A 25,967-nucleotide genomic window follows, 5' to 3' on the forward strand; every position below is an offset into this window, starting at 1 on the left:
CAATGCTTCGCACCACTGCAGCCAAATTCCTGGCACTCGCCGTCCTCCCCGCCGTCGTGCTTCCGGCGCTCGCCGGGTGCTCCGATCCTGGAGCGTCGGCAGCCAAGCCCGAATCCGAAGCCGCAAAGAACGGCGTCGTCTACAACACCTCTGTGGAGCAGAACCGCATCCGCGTTGAGAAAGATGCCACGGCCGCGGCCACCGTCCCGGCTGCCATTTCCAGGGACGGCAAGCTGACGGTTGCCACAACCGCGGGGTCGGTCCCGCTGTCCTTCCACGCCACGGACGACAAGACCCCGATCGGCGTGGAGATCGATCTCGCACAGCTGGTGGCAGACAAACTGGGACTCGAGCTGGACCTGCAGGTGACATCGTGGGAGAACTGGCCGCTCAAGACCCAGTCCGGCGATTTCGAAGCCGTCTTCTCCAATGTGGGCATCAACGCCGCCCGGGTGAAGCTGTTCGACTTCTCCACATACCGGGCCGCTTACATGGGCTTCGAAGCGAAGAAGAGCGCCAGCTACGACATCAAGGGTGCCGACGACATTTCCGGCTTGAAGGTTTCCGTGGGCTCGGGCACCAACCAGGAAAAGATCCTCCTGGCCTGGAACAAGGAACTCGAGGAGAAGGGCAAAGCCCCTGCCACCTTGCAGTACTACTCCTCGGACGCAGACACCATCCTTGCGCTCTCCTCAGGACGCACCGACCTGAACCTCGCCCCTTACCCGTCCGTGACCTACCGCGAGAACACCCGGGACGACCTCAAACTGGTGGGCAAGGTCAACGCCGGCTGGCCGGCCGAAACCCTGGTTGCCGCGACGACGTTGAAAGGCAACGGCTTGGCGCCCGCCATCACAGACGCCTTGAACTCCACCATCAAGGACGGCTCCTACGCGAAGGTCCTGGAACGCTGGGGCCTCTCCGAAGAAGCAGTGCCGGAGTCCAAAACCGTCACGGAAACAAGCTTCGGCAAATAGACCCTACGAACGTCAGGACCAGAAGTGAGTACCCAAGATAACAAGGCCGGTTTCCTGGCCATAGAGCTTGACGGCGCCGGCTGGGACGGAGGCGCGTTCGGCAGCCTTGCCGAGGCGGTCCTCGCCGTCGAAGCGGCCGGATTCCATGTGGCAACCTTCAAGGACGCTCCGGAGCCGGGCCGGACGAACGCCCTGCAGCGTGCCGCCTACGCAGGGCCGGTCACGCGGACCATCGCACTGGCCCCGGAAGTGGACGCCGTTTACACCGAGCCGTTCCACATCGCCACGCAGCTCGCGAGCTTGGACTACGTCTCCGGCGGCCGTGCCGGATGGATCGTCACCGCAGCGGGATCACCCGCGGCCGCTGCCGCCGTCGGGCGTTCCCCGGTCAGCGGTAACGCGCTGGTCCACGAGGCCGCTGCGTCTGTTGAGGTCGGGCGCCGTCTCTGGGACTCCTGGGAAGACGACGCGGTGATCAGGGACGTTGCCACCGGGCGCTACATCGACGTCGACAAGCTGCACTACGTGGACTTCGAAACCCCGGCCGATTTCGCGGGCACACCGTATTCCGTCAAGGGCCCCTCCATCATCCCCAGGCCGCTGCAGGGCCAGCTTCCCGTGCTGGCATCGGCGTCGCTGGTTGGCGGCGGTGTTCCGGTGGAATCTGTTGACGCAGTACTGGTCACGGCGCCCACGCCCGAACTGTTGGCGGCCGAGGTTCGCGACGCGCGGGAAGGCCTTGGGGCGGTGGCAGTGGTAGCCGAACTCGACGTCGTACTGGACTCCCGCGGTGAGCCGGCTGCTGCGCGGGCCGTGCCGGAAACCGGCCGTGCGCAGTTCGCAGGCACCGCCGCGGAACTCACCGACTACCTTCACGGACTGCTGTTGGAGGCCGACGGCGTTCGGCTGCACCCGGGCGACCTGGCGCTGGAACTCGATGAACTCTCCCGGCTGGTCCTGCCGGAACTCCGCCGCCGGGGTTCGCTGCGCGCGCCGGGCCAGGACGGCACCTTCCGCGGGTTGCTGGGCTTGGAACGGCCCGCAAACCGCTGCTCGACCTCAACCACCGCCAGCGCTGCTGCTGGAAAGTAAGGGAACAGCATGACACGGGATATCTTCAAGCCGAGCGGCCGGATCCAGTTCGGCGTCTTCTTCCAAGGCGTGAACTCCGGCACGATCTGGAAGGCCGCCGAATCCGGTTCGCAGACCGATTTCGAATCCTTCCGCAGGATCGTTCAGACCGCCGAACGGGGAAAGTTCGCGGCGTTCTTCCTTGGGGAAGGCCTGCGGCTGCGGGAGCACTTGGGACGTCCGCACGCCCTCGATGTGGTGGGCCGGCCGGATGCGCAGACCATGCTCGCCGCGCTGGCTTCGGTGACCACGAACATCGGCCTGGTTGCCACGCAGAACACCACCTACAACGATCCCGCAGACCTGGCGCACCGGCTGTCCTCGCTGGACCTGATCTCCGGGGGCCGCGCTGCGTGGAACGTCGTCACGACGGACAACGCCTGGACGGGCGCCAACTTCCGCCGGGGCGGATACCTGGACCACGCGGACCGGTACAGGCATGCTGAAGCGTTCGTGGAGACCGCCAAACGCATCTGGGATTCGTGGGAGACGCTGTCCGGTCCCGCGCACCGTGTCCTTCACCAGGGGCAGCACTACACTGTGGACGTCACACCGCGGTTGCCCCGTAGTCCGCAGTACCGTCCCGTGCTCTTCCAAGCCGGTGATTCACCCGAGGGCCGCGACTTCGCTGCACGCCAAGCGGACGTGATCTTCTCTGCGCACCCTAAATTCGACGATGCCGTGGAATTCCGCCGGGACATTGTTTCCCGTTCGGTGGCCGCCGGCCGCGGTGCCAACGCCGTCCGGATCATGCCGGCCAGCGAGTTCATCCTCGCCGCTACAGACCAGGAGGCACGGGAGAAGAAGGACTGGGTCCGGAGCCTCCAGATCGGTCCGCAGCAGGCCATTGCCTATCTGGAGCAGTTCTGGGGACGTGAGCTTTCCGCGTACGATCCGGACGGCCCGCTGCCTGACATTGATCCCGTGGTGGAAGAGACCTCGGAAACCCGCGGCAGCGGCTTCCACGGCGCCAAGGCCCGCCAGTTGGCAGATCAGTGGCGTGCGGAAGCCAAGGACAAGGGCCTATCCATCCGCCAGTTCGTCACGTCCAAGACGGCACGGATCGACTCCACCTTTACGGGCTCATACAACGCGGTGGCCGATCACCTGGCCCAATACGCGCGGGTCGGAGCGGTGGACGGTTTCAATATCTCCCCCTGGCTCATCCCCACCGGCCTGGACGACATCGTGAACCACCTGGTTCCGGAGCTCCAGGAACGCGGCGTCTACCCCACGGAGTACCGCGGCAGCACCCTGCGGGAGAACCTCGGGTTGGAAACACCTTAAAGGAGTTCGCGGAACACGTTCCACCCTGCACCGACCGGGCCGTAAGGGCCCCAGAGGACCCCGGTTGATGCGCCGGTGGAGTAGGTCACCAGGTCCCCGTTGCCGTTGATGGCGAATAAGTTGTTGTATTGCTGGTGCCCGAAACTGCCCAGCCCTGCAATATCGGAAAAAGCACCCCAACCGCCGCTGAGCATGGCCGAGGACTCCCAGCCACCCGTGCCGTCGGCCCGGTAGATGGAAAGGTACCCATTGCGGTCCCGTGCGAAGACCTCCACGGGGCCGTCCCCGTTCATGTCACCGCCGGTGATGATCTTTTCCATGATCTGCCAGCCTTGGCCCACCTTGCTGCGGGGTTTCCAGCCGCCGGCTCCGTCGCCGGGGTAAAGATAAAGGTCGCCGGCAGCGTCGCGGGCCAGGACGTCGTTGTAACCGTCCCCGTCAAAATCTCCCGGGCCGACGATCGAGTCGAAGATGTTCCAGCCTTGACCAACCTGGCGACGGTCAAGCCAGCCCCCGCTGCCATCGCCTGGGTAGAGATACAGGTTGCCTGCGGCGTCGGTTGCGAGGAGGTCGTTGAAGCCGTCGCCGTCAAAGTCACCCGGCGAGAACACGATTCCCATGGCATCCCAGCCCTGGCCCGTCTGGCGGGGTTCGTCCCACTCACCGAAGTACCGTGGGCAGGCACCCTCGCAACTCCCGGGAACGTAGGTGTACGTCCGTGGGTAGAGGACCAGCCTGCCATCCGCCGTGCGCCCAAGGGGTTCGAAGTTCCCGCGTCCCGTCCAACCCATGGCCCTCGAGGACGCCTTGACCGGTGCGGTGCCGGAGCTCACCCGCGTAGCATCGGGGCAATTGGGCTCTTCGGGAGTTGAAGGGTGGACCCGGAGCGAAATCCGGTGACCCAGGTCCGCCGGGATGAGCTGCAGGACTTCGCCCTGGCGTTCGGGCGGAAGAGGCACCCCGTCCTGGAGCCACTCCGCCCTGTACCCGTTGGGGGTGGTGCCGTCCGGGTTCTTGCAGCCCGCATAGTCGTAGTCGTATTGCTTCCGCAGTTCCGCGCCGACGTAGGGGACTCCGTCGATGACTGCCGTGGGGCCAACTGAGGGGGTCTGAACGGCAGGTGCGGACGTTACTTTCGGTGCTGCCGTCGCTGGGGGCACACCCATCAGGGCCACACCTACCGCCAGTGCCGTTGCTGCGTATGCTGCCTTGCGCGTGCCAAAGATCCCCATTGTTTCCCCCCGGAAGCCAGCATCGATAGTGCGTGGGTCTCTGCTGAGGCTACCTCACTCGGAGGGATCTTGGGCAGGTTCCTTACCTTCGGGCGGGGACTCCGCCGAATATTGCTTGGACTGATGGATAACTGGAGGGCCGCACCCGTGATGCCCGCGATCCCGATCGTAGGATGAAACCCAACGAAAGGGGCAGTCGGATGGTCACTCGCGAACAGGTTGAGGAAGCTTATACCCGGACGGCCGCTTGGGTCCGCCACACCCCGATGGCGGCGAGCGGCAATGAAGGGACGTACCCGCTGTGGTTCAAGTGTGAATACATGCAGCACACGGGTTCGTTCAAGGCCCGTGGTGCTTTCAACAGGCTGCTCACTGCCCGGGAGAACGGGGAACTCAACCCCGAGGTCGGGGTGGTTGTGGCCTCCGGCGGCAACGCGGGCCTGGCAAATGCCTACGCCGCTGCGAAGTTGGGTGTTCCCGCCACGGTGTTCGTCCCGGAGTCCGCTCCCGCCAACAAGGTCCACAAGCTGTACGCAATCGGAGCAAGGGTGGTTCAAGGCGGATCCGAATATGCCGAGGCTTATGCTGCGGCGGTCGCCTTCGCTGCAGAAAGCGGCGCCGTTTACTGCCATGCCTATGACCAGCCGGAGATTGTGGCGGGCGCCGGTGGTGTGGGCCTTGAAATGATGGAGCAACTGCCCGACGTCGACACCATCCTCGTCGCTGTCGGCGGCGGCGGGTTGATGGGCGGCATAGCGGCCGCTACCGAGGGGCGGGCCCGGGTTGTTGGAGTTGAACCGGAAACAGTCCCCACACTCCACAGCGCATTGGCACACGGCGAGCCCGTGGATGTGGAGGTTTCAGGCATTGCGGTCGATTCCCTGGGTGCCCGCCGGCTGGGGGAGATCGGCTTCGGGGTTGCCCGCAGGACGGGCGTGCAGAGCGTGCTGGTCACGGACCAGTCCATCATCGAGGCCCGCCGCAGGCTATGGGAAGGGCATCGAATCATCGTTGAGCATGGGGCAGCGGCTGCGTACGCGGCCCTGCTTACCGGGGCTTATGCCCCGGGCGCTGGTGAGAAGGTCGCCGTCGTGCTGTGCGGAGCGAACACGGATCCGGCGCATTTCTAGCCTGGACTCTCTTAGTTGGCCGCTTCGCTGAGGTCCGCAAGTGCTTGACGGAGGCGGGTGCCGGCGTCGTCAGCTACTTCTCTGACCGATGGGGCGTCGCTGAGTTGGGCCATGGTTTGCGGGTCGATGGCCTCGACCGTGGTCGTGTTTGCATCCTTGGCGCGGCGCACCACGACGTTGCACGGGAGCAGCGCCCCCATCTGAGGCTCTGCGGCGAGGGCGCGGCTGGCCAGGGCGGGGTTGCAGGCGCCGAGAATGACATAGTCCCCGACGGCGTCGGCGGCCTCAGCTCCGAGCTTCTGCTCGAAGGTGGCGCGGACGTCGATTTCGGTCAGGATTCCGAAGCCCTGCCCAGCCAGGGCATCCCGGGTTTTCTCGACAACATCAGTCCAGGGAAGGGCGATGGTCGCGGCGAGGGTGTACGTCATGGTTCTCCTTATGTAGGGCCGGGCAGGGGATTGTCGGCAGGAAGGGTTCAGGCCAGGGAGAGGAAGAGCTTCTCCAGGTCCTTGGTGTCCATGCTTGCGTCCTTTTGGACGATGCACTGCTCCAATCCGGTGGCGATGATGGCAAATCCGGCGCGGTCCAGCGCTTTCGATACGGCCGCCAACTGGGTGACGACGTCCTTGCAGTCCCGGCCTTCTTCGAGCATCCGGGTGACGGCCGTGAGCTGGCCTTGGGCGCGCTTGAGGCGGTTGATGACGGGGGTCAGTTCGGTGGGATTTAGTTCCATTGGTACTCCCAAAAAGAGACGGATTCTTGAATCAAGCGTATACCCCCTAGGGTGTTTTGACTACCCCTGGGGGTATCTGTAATACTCGGTGGGGTATTCACCTGTTCACTCGAATCGAGAGGCCATTCATGACTTCCCCTTCCACGGCATCCGCTGTTACCGCCCTTGCTCCTGAGACGCTGCAGTCCTGGATCAAGGAGCATCAGGACCTCGTGGTCATCGACGTCCGCTCCGCTGCCGAATTTGAGTCCATGCACATCCGCGGCTCCTACAACGTGCCTCTGTCGCTGCTGTCCGAGCACAGCGACGAGCTCGCCGCCCGGCTTGGCTCCCGGGTGGTCCTGGTCTGCCAGTCCGGCGTCCGCGCCGAGCAGGCCCGCCAGCGCCTTGCCAAGTCCGGGATTGACACCGCGTACGTCCTCACGGGCGGGGCTCCGGGGTACGCCGCCGCCGGCGGCGACGTGGTCAAGGGCAAGGGCCGCTGGGACCTTGAACGCCAAGTGCGCCTGGTGGCGGGTTCCCTGGTAGTGCTGGGCCTGGCCGGCGGTAAGTTCATTTCTCCCAAGATCCGGACGCTCGCGGGCGTTATCGGCACCGGGCTGACCTTCTCTGCTGCGACCAACACCTGCGCCATGGGCAAGGCCATCTCGGCGATGCCGTGGAACAAGGCCGCCAAGGAGCCCACCCGCGAAAGCGCCATCCTGGCCCTGCCCTCCGCCGGCAGCAAGAGCACGGAAGCCGCAGCCTGATGAGCCTCACCCTGCTCCTGGTCCTGGCCCTGTCGGTGGTCATCGGGCTCTCACTGGGAGTCCTGGGCGGTGGCGGGTCGATCCTGACCGTGCCAATCCTGGTCTACGTGGCGGGATTCGAGGCCAAGGAAGCCATCGCGGCTTCCCTGTTCGTCGTCGGCGTTACTTCGGTGGTCAGCGTGATCAGCCACGCCCGCAAGGGCAGGGTGATGTGGCGGACCGGGCTGATCTTCGGTGCCGCCGGCATGGCAGGTGCGTTTGTTGGCGGCCTCCTCGGCGGTCACATCCCCGGCCAGATACTGCTCATCGCCTTCGCCATCATGATGGTGGCCACCTCGCTGGCCATGCTGCGCGGGCGGAAGAAAAAGAATGACGGCGGAGCGGCGCCTGTCAAGCACGAGTTGCCCCTTGGCAGGGTGCTGCTTGACGGCGCCGTCGTCGGTCTCGTGACCGGCCTGGTCGGCGCGGGCGGCGGTTTCCTCGTGGTGCCGGCGCTGGCGCTGCTGGGTGGCCTGCCGATGGCGGTGGCCGTGGGAACGTCCCTGGTGGTCATTGCCATGAAGTCCTTTGCAGGCCTCGCGGGCTACCTCACTACCGTCCAGCTGGACTGGGGCATCACCCTCGGGGTGACCGCCGCGGCCATCGTGGGCTCATTGATCGGCGCCAAACTCGCCGGGCGCATCCCGGAGACGGCCCTGCGCAAGGCTTTCGGGTGGTTCGTCCTGGCCATGGGTACCTTCGTCCTGATCCAGCAGGCCCCCGCCGGACTGCAGTGGCCCATCGCCGCCGGTGTCGCGGGGCTCACCGCGGTAACCGCAGGCATCTGTTGGTTCTTCGTGAGCTCCTGTCCGCTCCGGAACCGCGGCCGCCGCAGTGCCGATGTCCCGTCGCCCGTCTGACCCGGGCACCACAGAAAGGAATTGGCATGGGACTTTTCGATTCCCTCAAGAAGGCCTTCAGCAAGCCCTACCAAACCATTTCCGTGGCCCAGGCCAAGGAACTCCTGGGCTCTGGAGCCACGCTGATCGACGTCCGTTCCGCCCGGGAGTGGCGGACCGGTCGTGCGCCGCAGGCCAAACACGTCCCCCTGGACCGGCTGCAGGCCGGCCTTGCCGGAACCAATAAGTCCGGCATCAACAAGAACAAGCCCGTGATTGCAGTCTGCGCCTCCGGAGTGCGCTCCGCCTCCGCCGCCCGGCTCCTCGCAGCCCAGGGCTACCACGCCTACTCGGTGCGCGGCGGGATGGCCGCCTGGCGCCAAGCCGGCGAACCCGTCCGCTAGGCAGATACACCCCCCCCAAACCGCCAGTCGCCAACCACTTCAAAGGAGAACCATCATGGCTGAAATCACCATCACCGAAGCCGAGCAGCGCCGCGCCAGTGCCCGGATCCTCGACGTCCGCGAGGACTTCGAAGTCGCCGAGGGCATGATCCCCGGCGCCCTGCACATTCCCATGGGGCAGTTGCAGGCCCGCTTGGGCGAGCTTGACCCTGCCGTCCCCGTGATCGCCGTTTGCCGCAGCGGCAACCGCAGCGCCGCCGTCGCCGATGCCCTCAACGGCGCCGGTTACACAGCCGACACCATGGCAGGCGGCATGAGCGCCTGGACCCGCGCCGGACTCCCCATCACCTAAAACCCCTGACCCGGCAGCGGCACCAGCCAACCGGGCGCAACCAAAACCTCCCGAAAGGACACCAGGCCATGGCCACCATTGACATCACCCAACACACATTTGCCCAGACCCTGGAGAGCAGCGAGATTGTCTTCGTTGACTTTTGGGCAGCCTGGTGCGGCCCGTGCCGCATGTTCGCCCCCACCTACGGCGCCGCCGCCGAACGCCATCCGGACATCACCTTCGCCAAAGTAGACACAGAAGCCGAACAGGCCCTCGCTGCCGCAGCAAACATCACGTCCATACCTACCCTGATGGCCTTCAAGGACAAGACCCTCGTCTTCTCCCAGCCCGGTGCCCTCAACGCCACAGGACTCGAAGAAGTCATCCAGGCCGTGAAGAACCTGGACATGGACAAAGCCCGCGCCGAAGCCGGCCGTCAGCACGCCTGATCCAGGCTCCGGAAAACCGGCCGCCGGCACCAGCCAAACCCAACGAAGCGCCAGGCCTCCTGCGCCTGGCGCCAGGGCCCTCCTGCAGGAAAAACCCAGGCTGCAGCCCGGTTGCTAGATACCCCCGGGGGTATCTATACTGAATGCAGGCCCCCATATCCCCTTTTCATTTGAAGGAGAGCACCCCATGCTTATCGAGCGTATTTACGACGAAGACCTCGCCCAGGCCAGCTACCTGATCGGTTGCCAGGCCAAAGGTGAAGCGATCGTGGTGGACGGTCGCCGCGACATCGCCGTTTACCAGAATCTGGCCGCGAAGAACGGCATGAAGATCGTGGCAGTCACCGAGACCCACATCCACGCCGATTACCTCTCCGGCACCCGCGAGCTGGCTGCCGCCACCGGAGCAAAGATCTATGTTTCCGGCGAAGGCGGCCCGGACTGGCAGTACCAGTTCGACGGCGAACGGCTCTACGACGGGGACACCATCACCCTGGGCAACATCAGCATCAAGGCCGTGCACACCCCCGGGCACACCCCGGAGCACCTGTCCTTCCTGGTCACCGACGGCGCGTTCAGCGACCAACCCGGTTACCTGCTCTCCGGTGACTTCGTCTTCTCCGGAGACCTGGGCCGGCCGGACCTGCTGGATGAAGCAGCCGGCGGCGTTGACACCCGCTTCGAGGGCGCCAAGCAGCTCTTCGCCAGCCTGCGCGATAAGTTCCTGACGCTGCCGGACTACGTTCAGGTCCACCCCGCGCACGGCGCCGGAAGCGCCTGCGGCAAAGCACTCGGGGCCATCCCGTCCTCCACGGTTGGTTACGAACGGCTCTACGCCTGGTGGGGTCCCTACCTGGCAGCCGACGACGAGCAGGGCTTCATCGACGAACTCCTCGACGGCCAACCCGACGCACACGCCTACTTCGGCCGCATGAAGCGCGAAAACCGTGAAGGCCCTGTGGTCATGGGTGAACGCACCCCACTGCCGGAACTCTCCACCGGGACCGTCGCCGCAGGACTGGCCGAGGACACCTTGACCTTCATCGACACCCGTTCCAACGGCGAAGTCCACGAGGGAACCGTGGCCCGATCCCTGAATGTCCCTGCCGGCAAGTCCGTGGCCAGCTACGGTGCCTGGGTGGTGAACCCGGAAACTGACAAGAATCCGCTGGTACTCCTTGCCGCAGACCAGAAGCAGGCGATGGACCTGTGGGACCACTTGGTACGCGTGGGCATCGACAACGTGGCGGGCTACCTCACCAGCATTGACGGGCTGCCCACCACCACCCCGAAGCTGATCCAGCCTGAGGAACTCGAAGGTTTCGACGCTGCCATGGTCCTGGACGTCCGCAACAAGACTGAGTACGCCGCCGGGCACGTCCCGGGCTCGTACCAGCTCAGCGGCGGCCGCGTCATGTGGCACCTGGACGAACTGCCCGCCAACGGCACGATCGTCAGTTACTGCCAGTCCGGCGTCCGGAACTCCGTCGCCGCCAGCGCGCTGCGCCGTGCCGGGTACGACGTCGTCGAACTCGACGGCAGCTACGCAGCCTGGAACTCCTGGAAGAACAGCGTCCCCGCCGTCTAACCACCCCCAAGACCGCCCGGGCAGGTCCCCCCTCCTGTCCGGGCCCTGCCTGGGTACGCTTCCCCCAAGCGTGCCCGGGCACCTTCTTGCCCGCGCACCAGATTTGGAGCATCCCCGCAGTGACCCGCGACGTATTGAAGAACGACGCGCCCTCTCCACGAGCCGTACTGGGCTTACGGGAGAACTTGCCGCAGTTCATGTTGCTGGTGGCCGTCAACGCCCTCGTCGGCGGGACCTTGGGCCAGGAACGCACCGTGCTGCCCCTTCTCGCCGCACAGGAATTCCACCTGGACCAGTACACCGGCGCGCTGACCTACATCCTGGCCTTTGGCCTGTCCAAGGCCGTAACGAACTACTTCGCCGGCACGCTCTCTGACAGGTACGGCCGCAAACCCGTCCTCGTCGCCGGCTGGCTGGTGGCGGTCCCCGTGCCGATCATTCTCATTGCCGGCCCGTCCTGGTCCTGGATCGTAGCGGCCAACGTTCTGCTGGGAATCAGCCAAGGGCTTACCTGGTCCACCGCCGTCATCATGAAAATGGACCTCGTGGGCTCCAAACAGCGTGGACTGGCCATGGGCTTCAACGAGGCCGCAGGCTACCTTGGCGTGGCCGGCACTGCACTCGCCACAGGCTATCTGGCCACCGCCTATGGCCTTCGGCCCGCCCCTTTCCTGCTCGGGGCCGCCTTCATCGCCCTGGGCCTGGGCCTGACAGTGCTCGCCGTGAAGGAAACCCACCACCACGCAAAAACGGAAGCTGCCCGTCACGTCGCTACTCAATCCGGGGCTCACGCCAGCCTGACCACCGGGCAGGTGTTTACCCTGACCAGTTTCAAGGACCGCTCCCTGTCCGCAGCCAGCCAGGCCGGACTGGTGAACAACCTCAACGACGGCTTGGCCTGGGGTCTCTTCCCCGTCCTGTTTGCCGGCGCCGGGCTGAACCTTGGGCAAATTGGCATCCTGGCCGCCGCTTACCCGGCCGCCTGGGGTTTGGCACAACTGGTCACCGGCGCGGCTTCAGACCGCGGGGGCCGTAAATGGTTCATTACGGCCGGCATGTTGGTTCAGTCCGTGGCCTTGGGAATCTTCGCCTTCGCCCACGACTTCGGACCCTGGCTTGCCGCAGCCATTATTTTGGGCCTCGGTACGGCATTGGTGTACCCAACACTGTTGGCCGCCATCGGCGACGTTGCCCACCCCATCTGGCGGGCGCGCTCCGTAGGGGTGTACCGGTTGTGGCGCGACGGCGGGTTCGCCGTTGGTGCCCTCCTGTCAGGAGTGCTCGCGGACCTTTACGGCATCCCCGCAGCGGTCGCCGTCGTTGCGGTGATCACCGCGGCCTCCGGCGCTGTGGTGGCACTGCGGATGCGCAGCAATGACCATCTGCGGGAAGCGTCGACGTCCTAGAGACGGGTCCCTGAGGCGGGGTCAGGCTATCCCCGTGGTGCCCAGCAGCAGGCCAACAGCGTAGGTGAAGGCCATGGCAAGGGCGCCGCCAATGACCAGGCGCAACGTGGCCTTCCGCTTCGAGCTGCCACCGATCCTGGCACTGACCGTGCCGGTGATGGCCAAAGCCACCACCACGGCCACGAACGTCAACGGGATCCGGACCTCGGCCGGCAGGAGGAGGATGGCCAGCAGCGGCAGCACCGCGCCAATGGTGAAGGCGATTGCCGAGGCGAAGGCCGCATGCCAGGCATTGGCCACCTCAGCCTCATCGATCTTCAGTTCAGCCTCCAGGTGGGCGCCCAAGGCATCATGCTCGGTAAGTTCGCGGGCCACCGTCCGAGCGGTGGCTTCGCTGAGGCCCTTGGCCTGGTAGATGGAGGCAAGCTCCTCCAGCTCGCCTTCGGGATCGTCGCGGAGTTCCTTCCGTTCCTTCTCAATCAAGGCCCGTTGGCTGTCGCTTTGGCTGCTGACGGAGACGTACTCGCCAAGGGCCATGGATACTGCCCCGCCCACGACGGCGGCTGTGCCGGCCACCAGGATGGGGGTGACATCGTTGGTAACACCCGCAACGCCCACAACCGTGGCGGCCACGGACACGATGCCGTCGTTGGCTCCAAGGACACCCGCGCGCAGCCAGTTCAAGCGTGCCGCGATGCTGTCGTTGTGCGGTTCGTTGGGGTGCTGCTTCAGCAACTCAGTCATAGTGAACAGTAAAACATCGGCTGCCGTCCGCGGCTACGCAGGTTTGCATACCCTTCACAGGGCCCGGAACCACCATGCCCTGCTACTTCTTGGGCAAGCCTGCCGGGTTCAGTTCCGACGCCGGGATGGCTTCGGAGGAAAGGCCCCAGCGGTCGAGGATCTTGCCGTAGTTGCCGTCCTTGATCAGCTTGTTCAGGGCAGTCCGGGCAGCGACGGCCAAGCCATTGCCTTTCTTGGTGGTGAAAGCGATCTCCGCTTTCAGGGGCCAGCCACCTTCAACCGTTCCCACCTGCTTGGTCCTGCCGTCCTGCGCCGCCTTGTAGGCCGCTGAGGCGTTGGGGCCGAACGTGAGGTCCGCACGGCCGGACTGGAGTGCAAGCTGGGAGGCGGAGTCGTCGTCGTAGTACTGGAAATCAACGGGCTTCAGGCCGTTCTTCTTGTTCTCCTCGTCCCAGCGGACCAAGATGGCTTCCTGGTTGGTACCGGAACCCACGATGATGCGTTTTCCGGCTACGTCCTTGGCTTCCCTGACCTGGGAGATGTCCGAATCGCTCTTGGCATAGAACCCCAGGAGGTCATTGCGGTAGGTGGCGAAGTCAAACTTTTCCTTGCGGGCCTCGGTGACTGTCACGTTGGAAAGCACGGCCTCGTACTTGCCCGACTCAACGCCGAGCGGCCAATCGGCCCACGCCACCGGCAGGACTTCCACCTCAAGGCCCAAGGTCCCGCCCACGGCGTACGCGATATCCACCTCGCTTCCGATGAGGGTCTTGTTGTCGGAGGCGAAAAGACTCAGGGGAGGGGTTCCGCCGGTAGTCACCACCGTGAGCTTGCCGTCAGCCTTAATGGCATCGGGAACCTGTGCCGCCGCCGCGGAATCCACCTCAACCTTGATCCGGTCCTGTTCCGGTGAGAGGTTGAATTGCTTGGACGCCGCGCTCGCGGAACTGCTGGTCGAGCCCGGGCCGGTTGCCGCCGTCGCGCCGGGATCCGAGCAGGCCGCGAGGCCCAAGAGAGCAGTGACGGCCAGCGCCACGGTGACGCCGGTCTTGGTTGTGAATCGTGCCATGAGTACCCCTTGGGTGAAGTTCGATGCGTACTTGTCGCTGCCACTATCCGGTAGGGCGCAAAGAGCGGTCAAAGCGCTATGAAACGCGGAGATACAGGGGGTCACAGCCGGTAATCACGCGTCCCGCCCGGTCACAAAGCGGGGGATTTTGGACGCTTTGGAGAACCGCGAAGTAACTCACAGAAATAAGGCGGGCAACGCCGTCGTTGTCGCTTAAGTGCCCGCCAACGGGCCGACGCGAACCACTCCGAAAGGCCGGTACCCCTGTGACTGTTCCTCTTTCCATCCTCGACCTGGCAACCATCGGGAAGGGCCAGACAGTGGCGGAAAGCCTCGCGGGAAGTGTGGCCATGGCGCAGAAGGCGGAAGAGCTGGGATATCGCCGGGTTTGGTACGCCGAACACCACAACATGTCCGCCATCGCCTCATCCGCCACCAGCGTGCTGATCGCCCACGTGGCAGCGCACACCAACAGCATTCGGTTGGGGGCAGGCGGCATCATGCTGCCCAACCATTCGCCGCTGACCATCGCCGAACAATTCGGGACGCTGGAAACACTCCACCCGGGCCGCATCGACCTCGGCCTGGGCCGTGCTCCGGGCAGCGACCAAAACACCATGCGTGCTTTGCGGCGCGATCACATGTCTGCCGACTCGTTCCCGCAGGACGTCCTGGAACTTCAGGGTTACCTCACGGGTCCTACCCGGATCCAAGGCGTGGAGGCGACTCCGGGCAAGGGAACCAACGTGCCGCTGTACATTCTGGGCTCCTCGCTTTTCGGTGCGCAGCTGGCTGCCCGGCTGGGACTGCCGTACGCGTTCGCTTCACACTTTGCGCCCGCCGCCCTGCGCGACGCAGTGGCTATCTACCGCCGCGACTTCAAGCCCTCCGAGCAACTGTCCGAGCCCTACGTCATTGCCGGCGTCAACGTGACAGCGGCTGACACCAACGCAGAAGCCCAGGCAATCCACCTCGCCGTGAAGCGTGCCAGGGTGGCGCTGTTTTTTGGCGGCGGACGCGAGTTCACGGACGACGAGGCGGATATGGTCCTTGACTCCCCGCAGGGGCAGCACATCGCCCAGATGATGAAGTTCTCCGCCGTGGGAACCCCCGACGTTGTGCGGGAATACCTGGACGAATTCGCCAAGCATGCGGATGCGGATGAACTGATCGTTGCGCACCAGAGCGTAGGGACTCAGGAGCGGCTGCGGTCGGTCGAGTTGGTGGCCGAGGTGGCGGGTCTGGTCCCGGCCTAGGACCTCCTTTTACACATACGCAATTACAGAGCTATACGAGGGAAACCCTTCGGGCGGAAACTATTCCTATCCACTCCGGAAGGAACCGCCATGCCGACGCCGTTGAACCAGTCAGTTGCCGATTCGGCGCTCTTGATGAACTCGTTGCCGCTTGGTTTACTCCGTTCCTTTGTCCGTCCCCAGGAGGACCAAGGGATCACCCCGGAGTTGATGGCTGACCTCAAAGTCCTGTCCAGGGTTCCGGGCCTTTTGGTGGCCTGCAATTACGGCGGCACGCTGTGTGAGGCCGAAGGCGTTTCCAATGAGACGTTGCCCTTGGACAGCGCGGCCGTGGCACTGCGTGCGCTGGCGGCGCTTCCCAACACGCATGCAGGCATCATCTCCGGGCGGTCATTGCGGGACCTGGCCGCCGTTTCCCGGTTGCCGGCGGAGGTGCATTTGGTGGGGTCCCATGGAGTCGAATTCGACATGGGATTCGCCTACGGGCAATCCCTCGCCACCGAAAACCTGCTGCATGAGGTGGCTACGGCGTTGAGTGAGGCCGTTGGCTTCGAGAAGGGCGTCAGCATAGTCCGCAAACCGGTAGGAGTGGCGGTCCGCACCCGCCCCGCTACGCAGGATGTGGTGGAACGCGTGACGTACAAGGCGCAGCACATTGCCATCCAGTACGGCCTCTACTTCATCGTCGACGGCACCGTCCTGGACCTCACGGTGGAAGAACCTGCCAAGGGCAAGGCACTTGAACAGCTCCGATCCCGTTTGGGCGTCACAGCCGCTCTCTACGCCGGGGACGCCGAGAGCGACGAACGGGCGCTCGCCACGCTGCGCGGACCGGACCTTGGCCTGCACGTCGGGCCGGGAGATACGACGGCGGCACACACCATTCCGGACCCCGAAGCCTTCGCGAGGGTGCTGGCTTTGTTGTTCGAACTGCGGCGGTCGTGGCTCTTTGGTGAGGACGCCGTTGGTTTGGAGCGGCACTCGATGATTGGGAACGGCACCTCCACGGCGCTGCTCACCCCGGACGCGAAGGTCTGCTGGATGAGTCACCCGCTGCCCGATTCCGGGTCCTTGTTCGCACACATCCTCGGTGGCGAGCCGGCAGGTCACTTCAGCATCGAGCCCGTGAAACCCTCAGCGGTCCTCGCGCAGCGCTACGTGGACAACACCATGATCGTGGAGACCCGCTGGGCCGATGTCACCGTGACCGACTACCTCGAACCGGCACCGGACGGCATCACCAGCCTGGTCAGGGTCCTGTCCGGAAACGGCACGGCCAGGGTGGTCTTCGCCCCCCGCCCGGACTACGCCAGCGCTCCCTTCAACATGGAGATCCGCGGCGATGAGATCCACGTTGTGGGCACCTCGGATCCCATCATCCTGTCCGCGCCGGGCGTTGAGTTCACCATCACCAGTGACAGCCGGCACGCAACTGCCACCGCGGAGGTATATCTGGGGTCCGGGCCGGTTGTGCTCAATTTGCGCTGCGGTGATACAGAATCCGCCCCTCCGGATCCGGACGGAGAACCGGCCAGGCGCGCCGCCGTCGGGCAGTCCTCCAGGGAGTGGGTCAAATCGCTCCGGTTGCCGGCCATTAAGACTTCACTGGTAAGACGCTCGGCGCTCGTTCTGAAGTCCCTGGTCCACCAGCCCACCGGGGCTGTCCTTGCCGCGCCCACCACGTCGCTTCCGGAGGGGATCGGCGGTACGCGGAACTGGGACTACCGCTACTGCTGGCTCCGTGATGCCTCGATGACCGTGAATGCGTTGGTGGGCCTCGGGTCTACAGAGGAAGCTGTGGGGTTCCTTGGCTGGCTGGGGCGGATCCTTGAGAATGCCCCCGGCCCCGAGTGGCTGCACCCGTTGTACTCAGTGACTGGAGCTCCGCTTTCCACCGAAGCAATCGTGGACAGCCTGCCGGGGTATGCCGGTTCGCGCCCGGTCAGGATCGGCAACGCGGCTGACCACCAGGTTCAGTTGGACGTGTTCGGTCCCATTGCGGAACTGATCCATGACCTGGCGGAACGGCGGGGTTTCCTGCCGGATGACCACTGGTTCCTCATGGAGCAGATGGCCCACGCCGTCATCGCGCGGTGGCACGAGCCGGACCATGGAATCTGGGAGGCCCGCAAACCGCCCCGGCACCATGTATATAGCAAGGTCATGTGTTGGGTCACCCTGGATCGTGCTGTTCGCACGGCTGGTTTGCATGGTCGGATGCCGCATGCCGATTGGGCGGGCACCGCTGAGACCATCCGTGATGAAGTCCTGCGGGAAGGGTGGGATTCTTCCGTTGCGTCCTATACGGTGGCCTATGACAGCCCCGACCTGGACGCCGCAGTGCTGCACATTGGATTGTCCGGACTGCTGGATGTCCGCGACCAGCGCTTCCTGGATACGGTCACCGCAGTGGAACGGGAACTGCGCGTGGGGCCCACAGTCTTCCGGTACAGGTACGACGACGGCCTGCCGGGCTTGGAGGGTGGCTTCCACATCTGTACCACGTGGTTGATCGAGGCCTACCTCGCAGTGGGCCGCCTGGACGATGCCTTGGAGCTCTTCAACCGCCTGGTCGCCTTGTTCGGTCCAACGGGATTGTTGCCGGAGGAATACGATCCCGGCACGGAGACCCACCTTGGCAACCATCCCCAGGCCTACTCGCATCTGGGATTTATCCGCTGCGCCCAACTCCTGGAACTCAATTTGGCGACGGCGGACGTCGAGTAGCCCATCCAGGTCGCAGTTGTGCGCGTTTACACGCCGCTAAACGCGCACAACTGCGATCCAGTTGGGGGACTAGGCGAGCAACAACGCCACTGCGATCATCGCGGGGACAGCCACGATGGTTGTGAGCAGGACGGTGTCCTTCGCTACGGTGATGCCGGCCTGGTATCGGTTGGCGGCAACGAACACGTTCTGTGCTGTCGGCAGGGCAGAGGTCACCACCACCGCGAACAGCGCGTGCCCGTCCATGTTCAAGGCGAAGCGGGCAAACACATACGCGATCAGGGGATGCACCAGCAGCTTGAACGCACTGGCCAACAGGGTATCCAAGCGCCGGCCCCCGGACTTTTGCAGCGGCTTGGAACCGTTCAGGCTCATACCGAAAGCCATCAACATGGCCGGAATCGCCGCCCCGCCAATCAAGTGGATCGGCTCGAGAACCAGTTGGGGGACTTGAAAGCCGGTACCAGCCACCACAAGGCCCAATGCGGATCCCACGATCATCGGATTCCTGACGATCATCAGGACGAACCTCAGGGGAGTGGTGCGATGGTTGCTGGTGCTCGCATCCAACGCCATCAAATACATGGGCGTGAAAAACGCCAGTTGGAAGATGAGCAACGGGGCCACATAGCTGGCGTCTCCCAGGACAAACACGGCAATGGGAATGCCAAGGTTGGCCGAGTTGGCCAAAGACGAACTCATGGAGGACATGAGCGATTCAGGAAGGCTGCGCTTCAGCCAGAACTTCGCAATCAGGAAAAACAAGAGCCCAGTGATGGTCGCTCCCACTGCCGTCACCAGCAGCGGCGCGGCGAAGACCTCGTGAAGCTTGGCTTTGCTCAACGTTTCGAACAGCAAGGCAGGGCTGGCGACGAAGAACGTCAGCGAACTGAGCACAGATCTCGCGTTGTCACCGAGGATGTTTCGGCGCCCCACGAACATTCCCACCAGGATGATGGCCCACACCACGAAGAACCCGGACAAGACTCCGATCATGGCAGGGGACAGGCTGGGTAAATGTGGATCACGCCTTCAGCCTAATCAGATTTATTCACGGGTAAACGTTTTCAGTGCTGAGGTCCGTTATCCGGACGCACGCACTCGAGGGCATACTCACGCGCGCAGACGCCGACGGCGGCACTCAGGGTGAGTGCCGCCGTCGAGGTTTGGTCTGTGGCTGGTTCAGCTAAGGTGAGCCGCGTTGTTCAAGGCATGCGGGGGCCGCATCAGTCCGGGTGTGTGGGCCTCGGCGGGATCGTTGCCGAGCTGCAGGATCTGGTTTTCCTTCCCCACGTGAACCACCTTGGGCTCGTAGGACCTGGCTTCTTCAGTAGTCATCTCCGCATAAGTGATGAGGATGACGAGGTCGCCCACATGGACCTGATGGGCTGCGGCACCGTTGATGCCGATGACCCCTGATCCGCGCTCGCCGGCGATGGTGTACGTCTCCAGGCGGGCACCGTTGGTGATGTCCACGATGGACACTAGTTCGCCGGGAAGAATGTCGGCGGCGTCCAGAAGGTCCAGATCGACGGTGACCGAACCGACGTAGTGGAGATCGGCGTGGGTCACCGTGGCACGGTGAATCTTGGACTTGAACATTGTGCGGATCATAATGCGTTCAGTTTAGCGCGGGGGCTTCATGGCCGCTGTGACGTAGGAGACGTTCCGGGCTCGTACCTCACCAGTTCCGTCCCCGACGCAACAAGCGCCCGCAATTCCGTCAACCCGCCGGTCACCACGTCTGCGGCGCGGGCTTGGACCAGCACGTTGCCCAAGGCCGTGGCCTCAACCGGCCCGGCGATCACCGGCTTGCCCGTGGCATTTGCGGTCAGCTGGCAGAGCAGCCTGTTTTGCGATCCGCCACCCACCACGTGCACCACGCCGGCGGTACGGCCGGTCAGGCGTTCGGCGTCTTTGAGGGTGCGGGCGTAACCTTCGGCGAGGCTGTCCATGATGCAACGCACGACGGCGGCCGGACGGTCGGGGAGCACGTCACCGTTGTGCCGCACGGCTGAGCGGATGCGTTCGGGCATGTTGTCCGGTGCGGTGAAAGCGGGGTCTTCGGCATTGATCTGCGGTCCGCCGGGAGGCAGGGCGGCAGCCGCGTCCAGCAGTGCGGGGAGTGATTGGGTGAATCCCTGGGCTGCCCAGGTGCGCTGGCACTCGCTCAGTAGCCAGAGCCCGCCCACGTTTCGCAGGTATCTGATGGTGCCGTCGACTCCGCGTTCGTTGGTGAAGTTCGCGGCTCGGCTTTCTTCGGAGCGCACGGGGTGCTTCAGTTCCAGGCCCACCAGGGACCAGGTTCCGGAGGAGATATAGGCGAACTCTTCCTGCTCTACAGGGACTGCGGCAACAGCCGAGGCGGTGTCGTGCGAGCCCACGGCCACCACGGGAGTACCGGAGGGCAGGCCCAGTTGTGAGGCGATGTCCGGCCACAGGGGTCCGTAGGATTCGCCCGGCTGGATCAGTGGCGGGAAGATGTTCCGCGGAAGCCCCAGTACGTCCAGGAATTCCGTGGCCCATTCCTCCGTCACCGCATCAAACATCCCTGTGGTGGAGGCATTCGTTGCCTCGGTCCGACGCTGCCCGGTCAGCATGAAAGCGATCAGGTCCGGGATGAGCAGTGCCTGCACACCGTCGAGGTCCTGCTCGGTGGCGAGCTGGTAGATGGTGTTGAACTGCAGGAACTGGAGGCCAGTGGTGGCGTACAGCTGCTCCGGTGGGATGAGCGCGTGCACGCGCGCCACGGCAGAACGGCTTCGCTCGTCCCGGTAGCTGTACGGTGGGGCGATCAGTTTCCCGGAAGCGTCCACCAGCCCGTAGTCCACAGCCCAGGTGTCGATGCCGATGCTTTGAATCCGCTCACCGTTTCCTGCTGCCACGGTCGCGGCCGTGCGGAGGCCTGCAAGTACCTCCGCGAAGAGGGCGTCGAAGTCCCAGCGGAGTCCGCCGTCGAGCTCCACCACTCCGTTGGGGAAACGGTGCACGGTCTCCAGCGTCGCGCCTGTGGAGGGGCAGACGCGGCCCAGCATGACGCGGCCGGAGGACGCACCGATATCGACGGCGGCAAACACACCGGAGGTGGGCCGCCCGCCGTCGATATCGCCATATGCAGTGCTCATCGGAGGAACGCTGCTGCGACGCCGGCGTCCACGGGGATGTGCAGGCCGGTGGTGTGGGAGAGTTCGTTGCTGGTGAGCACGGCGGCGGCGTTGGCCACGTGTTCGGGGAGGACTTCGCGCTTGAGGAGGGTGCGCTGGGCGTAGTACTCGCCCAGCTTTTCCTCGTCCACGCCGTAGACCGCTGCGCGTTTGGCGCCCCAACCGCCGGCGAAGATGCCGGAGCCGCGGACCACGCCGTCGGGGTTGATGCCGTTGACGCGGATGCCGTGGTCACCCAGTTCTGCAGCGAGCAAGCGCACTTGGTGGGCTTGGTCTGCCTTGGTGGCGGAGTAGGCGATGTTGTTGGGTCCGGCGAACACGGAGTTCTTGGAGGAGATGTAGATGATGTCCCCGCCCAGGCCCTGGTCGATCATCACCTTCGCAGCGGCCTTGGAGACCAGGAACGAGCCCTTGGCCATGACATTGTGCTGCAGGTCCCAGTCCTTTTCGGTGGTTTCGAGCAGTGGCTTGGAAATGGACAGGCCGGCGTTGTTGACCACCAGGTCCAGGCCACCGAAGGCCAGCACAGCCTCCTGGATTGCGGCCGTGATCTGGGCTTCGTTGGTGACGTCGGCCTGGACGCCGATGGCGACGTCGGGACCGCCCAGTTCCTCGGCGACGGCTTGGGCGTTCTCAAGGTTCAGGTCGGCAATCACTACGCACGCGCCGTCGGACGCCAAACGGGTGGCGATCGCCTTGCCGATGCCGGACGCGGCACCGGTGACCAATGCGATGCGGGTGGCGTGGGACTTGGGCTTGGGCATCCGGGCGAGCTTGGCTTCTTCCAGCGCCCAGTACTCGATGCGGAACTTCTCGGATTCCTCGATCGGGGCGTAGGTGGAGATCGCTTCGGCGCCGCGCATGACGTTGATGGCGTTGATGTAGAACTCGCCGGCCACGCGGGCGGTCTGCTTGTCCTTGCCGTAGGAGAACATGCCCACCCCGGGGATGAGTACGATCGCCGGGTCAGCGCCGCGCAACGCAGGTGAATCAGCGTCGGCGTGCCGGTCGTAGTACGCCTGGTAATCCTCACGGTATTCGGCGTGCAGTTCCTTCAGGCGGGCCACGGACTCTTCGATGGACGCGTCCGCGGCCAGGTCCAGGATGAGGGGCTTGACCTTGGTGCGGAGGAAGTGGTCCGGGCAGGACGTGCCGAGGGCGCCGAGGCGCGGGTGCTCGGTGGAGGCGAGGAAGTCAAGCACGACGGCGTCATCACTGAAGTGCCCCAGCTGCGGTTTGTCGGTGGAGGCCAGGCCGCGGATCACCGGGGCCAGGGCCGCCGCCTTGGCGCGGCGCTCCTTCTCCTGCAGGGCGCCGTAGCCGGGGAGGGCAGGGCCGAAGGGCTCGGCTTTGCCGTTCTCTGCGATGTACTTCTCAGCCTGGTCGATGATCCACAGCGAGTTCTGCTCTGCTTCTTCGCTGGTGGCACCCCAGGCGGTGATGCCGTGGCCGCCCAGGATGGTGCCGACCGCCTGCGGGTTGGCTTCCTTGATCGCGGCAATGTCCAAACCGAGCTGGAATCCGGGGCGACGCCACGGAACCCAGACAACTTTGTCGCCGAAGATCTTGGAGGTCAGGGCTTCGCCGTCCACGGCGGTGGCGATCGCGATGCCCGAGTCCGGGTGCAGGTGGTCAACGTGGGCTGCGTCCACCAGGCCGTGCATGGCGGTATCGATCGACGGGGCTGCGCCGCCCTTGCCGTGCAGGCAGTAATCGAACGCGGCCACCATCTCGTCTTCACGCTCGACGCCGGGGTAAACGGACTTGAGCGCCTGGAGCCGGTCGAGCCGGAGTACTGCGAGGTTTTCGGCCTTCAGGGTGCCCAGGTCGCCGCCGGAGCCCTTAACCCAGAGGAGCTCGACGTCCTGGCCGGTCACGGGGTCCTTCTCGAAACCCTTGGCCGAGGTGTTGCCGCCGGCGAAGTTGGTGTTCCGCTTGTCCGCGCCGAGGCGGTTGGAACGGATGATCAGGTCTTCAACAGTCTTGTTCATGGCTACTTATGCGCCCCATCCGGCTTGCTGGCCGCCTGCGCGGTCCTCGTTGATCTTCTTCTGGTAGCCGCTGGCCTTGTAGGCAGCGATCGGGTCGGCGGGCAGGCCGCGGGATTCACGCCACTCGGCAAGGGTCGGGCGAACGTCGGTGTAGAAGGCATCGTTGAAGATGCTGTTGGCTGCCAGGACATCCCCGGCACGCTGCGCCTCGTTCAGGGCTGCGGTGTCCACCAGCAGGGCGCGGGCAGTCATTTCCTGCACGTTGAGCACCGAGCGGATCTGGCCCGGGATCTTCTCTTCCAGGTTGTGGCACTGGTCCAGCATCAACGCGACACCGGAATCCTTCCCGAAGCCGCCGCCACGGATGACCTCGTGCATGATGCGGAACAACTGGAACGGATCAGCCGCGCCCACAATGAGATCGTCGTCGGCGTAAAAGCGGGAGTTGAAGTCGAACGAGCCCAGCTTGCCCAGGCGCAGGAGCTGCATCACGATGAACTCGATGTTGGTCCCCGGGGCGTGGTGGCCGGTGTCCAGGCACACGAACGCTTTCTCACCCAGGGCCAGGGTCTGCGCGTACGAAGTACCCCAGTCCGGAACATCGGTGTGGTAGAAAGCCGGCTCGAAGAACTTGTACTCCAGGACAAGGCGCTGCTCATCGCCCAGGGCGGCGTAGATTTCCTGGAGTGACTCGGCGAGCCGGTCCTGGCGGCCGCGGATGTCGTCCTGGCCGGGGTAGTTGGTGCCATCGGCCAGCCAGATCTTCAGATCCTTTGACCCGGTGGCGTGCATGATCCGGATGCACTCCAAGTGGTGCTCGATGGCCCTGCGGCGTACGGCCTCATTGGAGGAGGTCAGGGAGCCGAACTTGTACTCGTCATCCTGGAACGTGTTGGAGTTGATGGTGCCCAAGCCAATCCCCAGGTCCTCTGCATACGAACGCAGAGCGGAGTAATCGTCCACCTTGTCCCACGGGATGTGCAGCGCAACAGTGGGCGCCAGGCCCGTCAGTTCGTGAACCTTCGCCGCGTCCGCGATCTTTTCCTGGACCGTGCGCGGGGTCCCCGGCGTGCCGAAGACCTTGAACCGGGTCCCCGAATTTCCGTAGGCCCAGGACGGCACTTCGATGGCCAGTTCTCCCAAGCGGCCCAGGGCCGATTCCGTGGTGTTCATGCTTCTTCCTTCTGCTGGGTGCTGTGACTGGCCGCAGCCAGTTGGTCTTCAAGGTTGAAAACTTCACCGAGGATTTCGAATCCCTCATCCGGCAATACGTCGCTGTTCGCGAAGAGGGTTGCCATGTCGGCTTGCCAACGGGCGTTGACCTCGGTGAGGGCCATGCGGGCCTGAGCGTCCGCGTAGTCCTCGCATTCCAGGTAGCCGATGAGCTGCCCGTCCGGAGCAAGGAACAGTGAGTAGTTGTTCCATCCGGCGTCCTTCAAAGCGCGAAGCATCTCCGGCCAGACTGCTGCGTGCCGGCGCCTGTACTCATCCATCAGTTCGAGCTGAACTGAAGAGCGGAAACATACCCTCATCTGCGGTTCTCCGGGGTTACTCGGTTTTGAATCGTTTCATTTGTTACGATTCAAATTACCCTCGCAAGGAAGGGGGTGTCAAGGGCGTTCATATAGCCGGACAAGACGACGGGGGAGACCGGAAAGCATGTCCCAAACAGCCAGCATCAAAGATGTTGCCATCCACGCCAAGGTTGCCGTGGGCACCGTGTCCAACGTGCTGAATTACCCGGACCGGGTCTCGCAGCGGACCAAGGAGCGGGTTCTCAAATCCATTGCCGAGCTCGGATTCGTGCGCAATGACGCTGCACGCCAGTTGCGCGCCGGCCAGAGCCGAACCATCGGCCTGGTGGTCCTCGATGTCGGCAACCCCTTCTTCTCCTCGGTGGCCCGGTCCGCCGAAGACGCGGCCACTGCACTCGGAAGCGTGGTCCTGGTGGGGGACAGCGGCCAGGACGCTGCCCGCGAAGCCCATTACATGGATCTTTTCCAGGAGCAGCGCGTCCAAGGACTCCTGATCTCGCCCGTAGGGGACGTCACGGCCCGGATCGATACCTTGCGGGAACGCGGCGTGCCCACGGTGCTGGTGGATCAACTCGCCGACAGCGATCGCTGCAGCTCCGTCTCCGTCGACGATGAGGAAGGCGGCTACCTGGCCGCCCGGCACCTGCTGGACATCGGCCGCCGTCGTCTGGCTTTTGTTGGTACCCCGTCCATCCGCCAGGTGGCCCACCGCCTCAAGGGCGCGCAGCGTGCGGTCGCCGAAGAATCCGATGCGTCCATGGAAGTACTGGATTCTGCCGGCCAAACCGTCCTTGCCGGGCGCCAAGTGGGCAACAGCCTGGTGGAGCGCTCGCCGGAGGAACGTCCCGAAGCCGTCTTCTGCTCCAACGACCTCCTCGCCCTAGGCGTCATGCAGTCACTGACCATGCTGCGAACGGTGAGAATCCCCGAAGACATCGCCTTGATCGGTTACGACGACATCGACTTCGCCGTCTCCGCCGTCGTGCCTTTGTCCTCCATCCGGCAGCCCACCGAGGCGCTGGGCCGGACCGCCGTCGAGCTTCTCGCCGAAGAGCAGGAGAGCGGCGGAACCAAGCACCGCGCCGTCGTCTTCACGCCCGAACTTGTGGTGCGCCAAAGTACCGCCGGCGCACCCAAGTAGCGCTCAGGCGGCGCTGCCGCACCGTGGTGTTAGAAAGTGTTC

At 64.5% G+C, this 25,967-nt stretch carries 25 protein-coding genes; 14 read left to right on the forward strand and 11 right to left on the reverse strand.

Annotated features, from left to right (window positions below; translation table 11 throughout):
- Positions 1-2: 2 nt before the first annotated feature.
- From OCL88_RS17325 to OCL88_RS17335, 3 genes are read left to right on the forward strand one after another with little or no spacing between them, the layout of a single operon-like run.
- Positions 3-977, forward strand: coding sequence for an ABC transporter substrate-binding protein (locus tag OCL88_RS17325; RefSeq protein WP_264963309.1), 975 nt, complete (start codon positions 3-5; stop codon positions 975-977).
- 24 nt (positions 978-1,001) lie between these two features.
- Positions 1,002-2,069 (forward strand): LLM class flavin-dependent oxidoreductase, encoded by a 1,068-nt coding sequence (locus tag OCL88_RS17330; RefSeq protein ID WP_264963310.1) that lies wholly within the window; start codon positions 1,002-1,004, stop codon positions 2,067-2,069.
- Between the two features lie 9 nt (positions 2,070-2,078).
- Positions 2,079-3,395 (forward strand): NtaA/DmoA family FMN-dependent monooxygenase, encoded by a 1,317-nt coding sequence (locus OCL88_RS17335; protein WP_264963311.1) that lies wholly within the window; start codon positions 2,079-2,081, stop codon positions 3,393-3,395.
- Here OCL88_RS17335 and OCL88_RS17340 read toward each other — a convergent pair.
- Positions 3,392-4,627: an FG-GAP repeat domain-containing protein gene (locus OCL88_RS17340; protein WP_264963312.1), complete on the reverse strand. Its 1,236-nt coding sequence runs from the start codon at positions 4,625-4,627 to the stop codon at positions 3,392-3,394. The genes OCL88_RS17335 and OCL88_RS17340 overlap by 4 nt on opposite strands.
- A gap of 200 nt (positions 4,628-4,827) precedes the next feature.
- Between OCL88_RS17340 and OCL88_RS17345 the strand changes: the two genes are divergently transcribed.
- Positions 4,828-5,757, forward strand: a complete 930-nt coding sequence (locus tag OCL88_RS17345; protein WP_264963313.1) for a threonine/serine dehydratase — start codon at positions 4,828-4,830, stop codon at positions 5,755-5,757.
- Positions 5,758-5,768: 11 nt separating this feature from the next.
- On the opposite strand, the gene OCL88_RS17350 is transcribed toward OCL88_RS17345, so the two are convergent.
- Positions 5,769-6,185 (reverse strand): DUF302 domain-containing protein, encoded by a 417-nt coding sequence (locus OCL88_RS17350; protein WP_264963314.1) that lies wholly within the window; start codon positions 6,183-6,185, stop codon positions 5,769-5,771.
- 47 nt (positions 6,186-6,232) lie between these two features.
- On the reverse strand, positions 6,233-6,490 hold the full coding sequence (locus tag OCL88_RS17355; RefSeq protein ID WP_264963315.1) for a metal-sensitive transcriptional regulator: 258 nt from the start codon (positions 6,488-6,490) through the stop codon (positions 6,233-6,235).
- Positions 6,491-6,618: 128 nt separating this feature from the next.
- On the opposite strand from OCL88_RS17355, the gene OCL88_RS17360 reads away from it, so the two are divergent.
- The 7 genes from OCL88_RS17360 to OCL88_RS17390 all read left to right on the forward strand — a co-directional run bounded on the left by OCL88_RS17360 (position 6,619) and on the right by OCL88_RS17390 (position 12,298).
- Positions 6,619-7,239 carry a rhodanese-like domain-containing protein gene (locus tag OCL88_RS17360; protein WP_264963316.1) on the forward strand — a complete coding sequence of 207 codons (621 nt, stop codon included), beginning with the start codon at positions 6,619-6,621 and terminating at the stop codon, positions 7,237-7,239.
- A complete protein-coding gene (locus tag OCL88_RS17365; RefSeq protein WP_264963317.1) occupies positions 7,239-8,138 on the forward strand; it encodes a sulfite exporter TauE/SafE family protein in 900 nt (299 codons plus the stop codon). Before OCL88_RS17360 ends, OCL88_RS17365 begins: the two co-directional genes overlap by 1 nt.
- A 26-nt stretch (positions 8,139-8,164) precedes the next feature.
- Positions 8,165-8,521 carry a rhodanese-like domain-containing protein gene (locus OCL88_RS17370; protein ID WP_264963318.1) on the forward strand — a complete coding sequence of 119 codons (357 nt, stop codon included), beginning with the start codon at positions 8,165-8,167 and terminating at the stop codon, positions 8,519-8,521.
- A gap of 55 nt (positions 8,522-8,576) precedes the next feature.
- On the forward strand, positions 8,577-8,873 hold the full coding sequence (locus tag OCL88_RS17375) for a rhodanese-like domain-containing protein (RefSeq protein WP_264963319.1): 297 nt from the start codon (positions 8,577-8,579) through the stop codon (positions 8,871-8,873).
- Positions 8,874-8,941: 68 nt separating this feature from the next.
- Positions 8,942-9,304 carry a thioredoxin gene (trxA, locus tag OCL88_RS17380; RefSeq protein ID WP_264963320.1) on the forward strand — a complete coding sequence of 121 codons (363 nt, stop codon included), beginning with the start codon at positions 8,942-8,944 and terminating at the stop codon, positions 9,302-9,304.
- A 187-nt stretch (positions 9,305-9,491) separates the two neighbouring features.
- Positions 9,492-10,892, forward strand: coding sequence for an MBL fold metallo-hydrolase (locus OCL88_RS17385; protein ID WP_264963321.1), 1,401 nt, complete (start codon positions 9,492-9,494; stop codon positions 10,890-10,892).
- Between the two features lie 197 nt (positions 10,893-11,089).
- Positions 11,090-12,298 carry an MFS transporter gene (locus OCL88_RS17390; RefSeq protein WP_264963333.1) on the forward strand — a complete coding sequence of 403 codons (1,209 nt, stop codon included), beginning with the start codon at positions 11,090-11,092 and terminating at the stop codon, positions 12,296-12,298.
- A gap of 21 nt (positions 12,299-12,319) precedes the next feature.
- Here the strand turns inward: OCL88_RS17390 and OCL88_RS17395 are convergent, their stop codons facing one another.
- Both OCL88_RS17395 and OCL88_RS17400 read right to left on the reverse strand, forming a co-directional pair.
- A complete protein-coding gene (locus OCL88_RS17395; RefSeq protein WP_264963322.1) occupies positions 12,320-13,042 on the reverse strand; it encodes a VIT family protein in 723 nt (240 codons plus the stop codon).
- Between the two features lie 82 nt (positions 13,043-13,124).
- Positions 13,125-14,111, reverse strand: a complete 987-nt coding sequence (locus OCL88_RS17400; protein ID WP_264963323.1) for an ABC transporter substrate-binding protein — start codon at positions 14,109-14,111, stop codon at positions 13,125-13,127.
- A 266-nt stretch (positions 14,112-14,377) separates the two neighbouring features.
- Between OCL88_RS17400 and OCL88_RS17405 the strand changes: the two genes are divergently transcribed.
- A complete protein-coding gene (locus OCL88_RS17405; protein ID WP_021474167.1) occupies positions 14,378-15,367 on the forward strand; it encodes an LLM class flavin-dependent oxidoreductase in 990 nt (329 codons plus the stop codon).
- 90 nt (positions 15,368-15,457) lie between these two features.
- Positions 15,458-18,094 carry a trehalase-like domain-containing protein gene (locus OCL88_RS17410; protein ID WP_264963324.1) on the forward strand — a complete coding sequence of 879 codons (2,637 nt, stop codon included), beginning with the start codon at positions 15,458-15,460 and terminating at the stop codon, positions 18,092-18,094.
- A gap of 69 nt (positions 18,095-18,163) precedes the next feature.
- On the opposite strand, the gene OCL88_RS17415 is transcribed toward OCL88_RS17410, so the two are convergent.
- From OCL88_RS17415 to OCL88_RS17440, 6 genes are all read right to left on the reverse strand, one after another.
- On the reverse strand, positions 18,164-19,090 hold the full coding sequence (locus OCL88_RS17415; protein ID WP_264963325.1) for an AEC family transporter: 927 nt from the start codon (positions 19,088-19,090) through the stop codon (positions 18,164-18,166).
- 186 nt (positions 19,091-19,276) lie between these two features.
- On the reverse strand, positions 19,277-19,708 hold the full coding sequence (gene panD, locus OCL88_RS17420; protein WP_170828595.1) for an aspartate 1-decarboxylase: 432 nt from the start codon (positions 19,706-19,708) through the stop codon (positions 19,277-19,279).
- A gap of 26 nt (positions 19,709-19,734) precedes the next feature.
- Complete coding sequence (locus OCL88_RS17425; RefSeq protein ID WP_264963326.1) at positions 19,735-21,219, reverse strand: rhamnulokinase; 1,485 nt, start codon at positions 21,217-21,219, stop codon at positions 19,735-19,737.
- Entirely contained in the window at positions 21,216-23,249 is a 2,034-nt protein-coding gene (locus tag OCL88_RS17430) for a bifunctional aldolase/short-chain dehydrogenase (protein ID WP_264963327.1), read from the reverse strand. Before OCL88_RS17430 ends, OCL88_RS17425 begins: the two co-directional genes overlap by 4 nt.
- A 6-nt stretch (positions 23,250-23,255) precedes the next feature.
- Positions 23,256-24,422, reverse strand: a complete 1,167-nt coding sequence (rhaI, locus tag OCL88_RS17435) for an L-rhamnose isomerase (RefSeq protein WP_264963328.1) — start codon at positions 24,420-24,422, stop codon at positions 23,256-23,258.
- The gene (locus tag OCL88_RS17440; protein ID WP_264963329.1) at positions 24,419-24,781 is read right to left on the reverse strand and encodes an L-rhamnose mutarotase; all 363 of its coding nucleotides are present in this window, start codon (positions 24,779-24,781) and stop codon (positions 24,419-24,421) included. The genes rhaI and OCL88_RS17440 overlap by 4 nt, the downstream gene beginning before the upstream one ends.
- Before the next feature lie 127 nt (positions 24,782-24,908).
- Between OCL88_RS17440 and OCL88_RS17445 the strand changes: the two genes are divergently transcribed.
- Entirely contained in the window at positions 24,909-25,925 is a 1,017-nt protein-coding gene (locus OCL88_RS17445; protein ID WP_264963330.1) for a LacI family DNA-binding transcriptional regulator, read from the forward strand.
- Positions 25,926-25,967: the final 42 nt, after the last annotated feature.

It is taken from the genome of Paenarthrobacter sp. PAE-2, from assembly GCF_026013155.1.
In the GTDB taxonomy this organism is placed as follows: domain Bacteria; phylum Actinomycetota; class Actinomycetes; order Actinomycetales; family Micrococcaceae; genus Arthrobacter; species Arthrobacter ureafaciens.